The organism is Pseudomonas sp. FYR_7, from assembly GCF_043106155.1.
In the GTDB taxonomy this organism is placed as follows: domain Bacteria; phylum Pseudomonadota; class Gammaproteobacteria; order Pseudomonadales; family Pseudomonadaceae; genus Aquipseudomonas; species Aquipseudomonas parafulva_B.
The window spans coordinates 1-3,124 of sequence record NZ_JBICMI010000028.1 but is presented as its reverse complement, the minus strand read 5'-3'; the positions used below and the strand labels follow the sequence as shown (position 1 = coordinate 3,124).

Sequence of the window (3,124 nt, the reverse complement as noted above, 5' to 3'; positions counted from 1 at the left end):
TGGTCAACGTGGCCGATAGTGCCGACGTTAACGTGGGGAAGGGTACGATCAAACTTTTCCTTAGCCATCGATACAATCCTCCGCAGAAGAAATAGTCTTGCGCTGATAAAACAAAGGCAGATATTTTCATATCTGCCTTGTTTATATGGAGCTCTTGAGCGGACTTGAACCGCTGACCTCACCCTTACCAAGGGTGTGCTCTACCAACTGAGCTACAAGAGCGAAACACGTTGTGCAATAACCAGCAAACTTGGAGCGGGTAGCGGGAATCGAACCCGCATCATCAGCTTGGAAGGCTGAGGTTCTACCACTAAACTATACCCGCGAGGCTTGCGGCTCTCGCTAAAACTGGTGGAGGGAGAAGGATTCGAACCTTCGAAGCTCTCGCAACGGATTTACAGTCCGTCCCCTTTGGCCGCTCGGGAATCCCTCCAGATGTGGCCGGCATTTTATTTATCTGCCGTCCTAGTGTCAAGCTCTTTTTCAAATTTTTTCAATCAAATCTGAAACTTAGCTGCGGTGACACCGCTTGCAACTCTACCACCTGAGTGGTGTTCCCTGCGAAGCGGGCGCCATTCTATCAAGCTATTCACCAGTTGCAATACCCTGGCAGAAAATAATTTGATGTTTCAAGTCTTTGAAATCATTGGAAAGCGCGTCAAGGGCCGCTGGGTCCAACAAGCGTTCACTTTCAGGCTCTACTTTGAGCCAACGCCCCTGGGCACCTGCGACCTGCCCACGGACTGGAGTCGTGGCGATGTCCAGACTCGTCAGCCGCTGACGAAGCGACTCGAGCACCTCGGTCGTCATTGCGCCTCCAACGATGAGGCACTCTTCGCGACGCCGATCAGGTGCCGCCACTCCCGCTTCCCGCAACAGGCGAATGTCCCGCTGACTGCCTTTATAAAGCGAAAGCGGCGTGACATCCTTGACCTTAAGTGGTGCCTCCTGCTGATTCCAGACGTAGTACACACCATTGAGGATCAGCAGCAACAAGAACAACCAGCGCATAGGCACCTCAATTCAATGGGCAGGCCATGGCCAGGCCTACAAAGACCAAGTCGGGCACTATACGCGCGTCAGGCAACGAGTCCTTGACCAGCGGGGCATCCCCTCCCGTCAGGAACACAGCAAAATCCTCGCCCCACATCTCACGCGCTTGCTCAACTTGTGTGCGCACGAAGCCTTGCAGCATCAGCACGCAGCCTCGTTCGACCGCCTCCACCGTTGAGCGACCCGGAGCCAAGCTGACCAGTGCACGCTCGGCAGACGCATCGTCATAGCGAATACGCCGCGTGTGCGTGCGCAGCTGGCTGCGCATCAGAGGCATGCCTGGACAGATATAGCCGCCGAGATGCTCCCCATTGGCCGCCACGAAGTCCGCTTTGGCCGCAGTGCCCAGATCAATGACGAGGCAAGCGCCCTTGGCCAAGTGAAATGCGCCCAGCGTCGCCAGCCAACGATCCATACCAAGGCGCTGATAGTCCTCATAGCCGTTGCGCACGCCCGCCATCTCCGGCGCTGACCGTGCGACCTGTGCCTGGACGGCAAACACTTGAGCAATCAGTGACGTCAAAGCGTCGGTTTCTTCTTCACTGCGCACACTGACGATACGGCAAGCCGTAACCTGCACGCATGCCAGCGCTCTGATCTGGTCCATGAGTGTCTGGTCGGAATCCACGATTCCGCCACCCACGATCATTGCGTCGTGAACGTGAATTACCCGCCACTTGATGAAGCTGTTACCGCAATCGAGCTCAAGAATCATCACTCAACCTCAAACTAAGCTCGCCGCCGCTGAAAACTCTCTCCACGCCATCTACACACATGCGCAAACCGCCCTGCCCGTCCACGCCCGCGACTACGCCTTGTACCTGGGTGGCTCCGGCAATGAGCGTGACATTGCGCCCCTGCCAGAGATGCGACTGCTCCCATTCTTCCTGGAAAGCCGCGAATCCATATCGGCGGTGACGCCCCAGCTCATGCTCCAAGTGGTGGCTCAGCACCGCCACTAAATGGTTGCGGTCTACAGGCACCCCCAGTTCTCGACGCATGGATGTCCATCGTTGATCCACCTGCGCATTGGCCTGCATATTTACGTTTATGCCAATGCCCAGCACCACATGGCATACGTCTGCCGGATCACCGATCAACTCGAGCAAGATGCCAGTGACCTTGTGACCATCGACCAGCACGTCGTTAGGCCACTTCAAGCCTACATTCCTTACCCCGAATGCCTGCAATGTGCGCATGACAGCCAACCCCACGACCAGGCTCAGGCCCTCAAGCTGGCGCATGCCGCCATCAATGCGCAGCACCAGACTGAAGTAAAGGTTTTGCGCGAAAGGGCTGATCCATTGCCGGCCGCGTCTCCCGCGACCCGCAGTCTGCTGCTCCGCCAAGACGACGAAGGGCGCTGGCTGTCCTTCTGCCGCCAGGCGCATACCTTCAGCATTGGTCGAGTCGATCGACTCATGAATGAATGTGGGCCAGGATGCCGCCTCCGCGTATCCTGCGATCGCAGCATTGTCCAGCAGCACCAACGGCGAGGCTAGCTGATAGCCGCGTCCACGTACCTTATGGATACTGAGGTTTAGCTCGCTTTCCAGGTGCTGCAGCTGCTTCCACACCGCACTGCGACTGACGCCCAGAGCCGCCCCCAGAGCTTCTCCGGAATGGAATCGGCCATCCTTGAGGAGATTCAACAACTTCAGCATGCGCGTCTCGACTTCGAATGAGGCTGGCATGATAGCCATGGGGGATTGCCTTGCATAGGACAAGGACCTTCGATTGGGACTGGGGGGGGGTACGCTGCACCGGTCCGGATCAGACCCTAGACCGCCAACCCTCGCGCCTTTCACAGGTGCAATGCCGACTGGCTTATTTGACGCCCAAAGACAAAACCCCTACCTGCATACGCAGATAGGGGTTTTGCGAAATGAATCTTGACGATGACCTACTCTCACATGGGGAAACCCCACACTACCATCGGCGATGCATCGTTTCACTACTGAGTTCGGGATGGGATCAGGTGGTTCCAATGCTCTATGGTCGTCAAGAAATTCTGTAGCCAGAATGTCCTGTTGGACAGCCCAGCGAATTCGGATATGTGATGTTTGCGATG

The 3,124-nt window shown here is 56.5% G+C and carries 3 protein-coding genes, 3 tRNA genes and 1 rRNA gene; all 7 read right to left on the bottom strand.

What is annotated here, in order from left to right:
• Positions 1-146 precede the first annotated feature (146 nt).
• Positions 147-222: transfer RNA gene (locus tag ACF8R3_RS07645), tRNA-Thr, on the bottom strand.
• 29 nt (positions 223-251) lie between these two features.
• Positions 252-325, bottom strand: a tRNA-Gly gene (locus ACF8R3_RS07640).
• 24 nt (positions 326-349) lie between these two features.
• Positions 350-433, bottom strand: a tRNA-Tyr gene (locus tag ACF8R3_RS07635).
• A gap of 152 nt (positions 434-585) precedes the next feature.
• Positions 586-1,011 carry a hypothetical protein gene (locus tag ACF8R3_RS07630; protein ID WP_392515389.1) on the bottom strand — a complete coding sequence of 142 codons (426 nt, stop codon included), beginning with the start codon at positions 1,009-1,011 and terminating at the stop codon, positions 586-588.
• A gap of 7 nt (positions 1,012-1,018) precedes the next feature.
• Positions 1,019-1,768: a pantothenate kinase gene (locus ACF8R3_RS07625; protein WP_392515387.1), complete on the bottom strand. Its 750-nt coding sequence runs from the start codon at positions 1,766-1,768 to the stop codon at positions 1,019-1,021.
• Complete coding sequence (birA, locus tag ACF8R3_RS07620) at positions 1,758-2,717, bottom strand: bifunctional biotin--[acetyl-CoA-carboxylase] ligase/biotin operon repressor BirA (protein ID WP_392515385.1); 960 nt, start codon at positions 2,715-2,717, stop codon at positions 1,758-1,760. The genes ACF8R3_RS07625 and birA overlap by 11 nt, the downstream gene beginning before the upstream one ends.
• Before the next feature lie 226 nt (positions 2,718-2,943).
• Positions 2,944-3,059 (bottom strand): 5S ribosomal RNA (gene rrf, locus ACF8R3_RS07615).
• Positions 3,060-3,124: the final 65 nt, after the last annotated feature.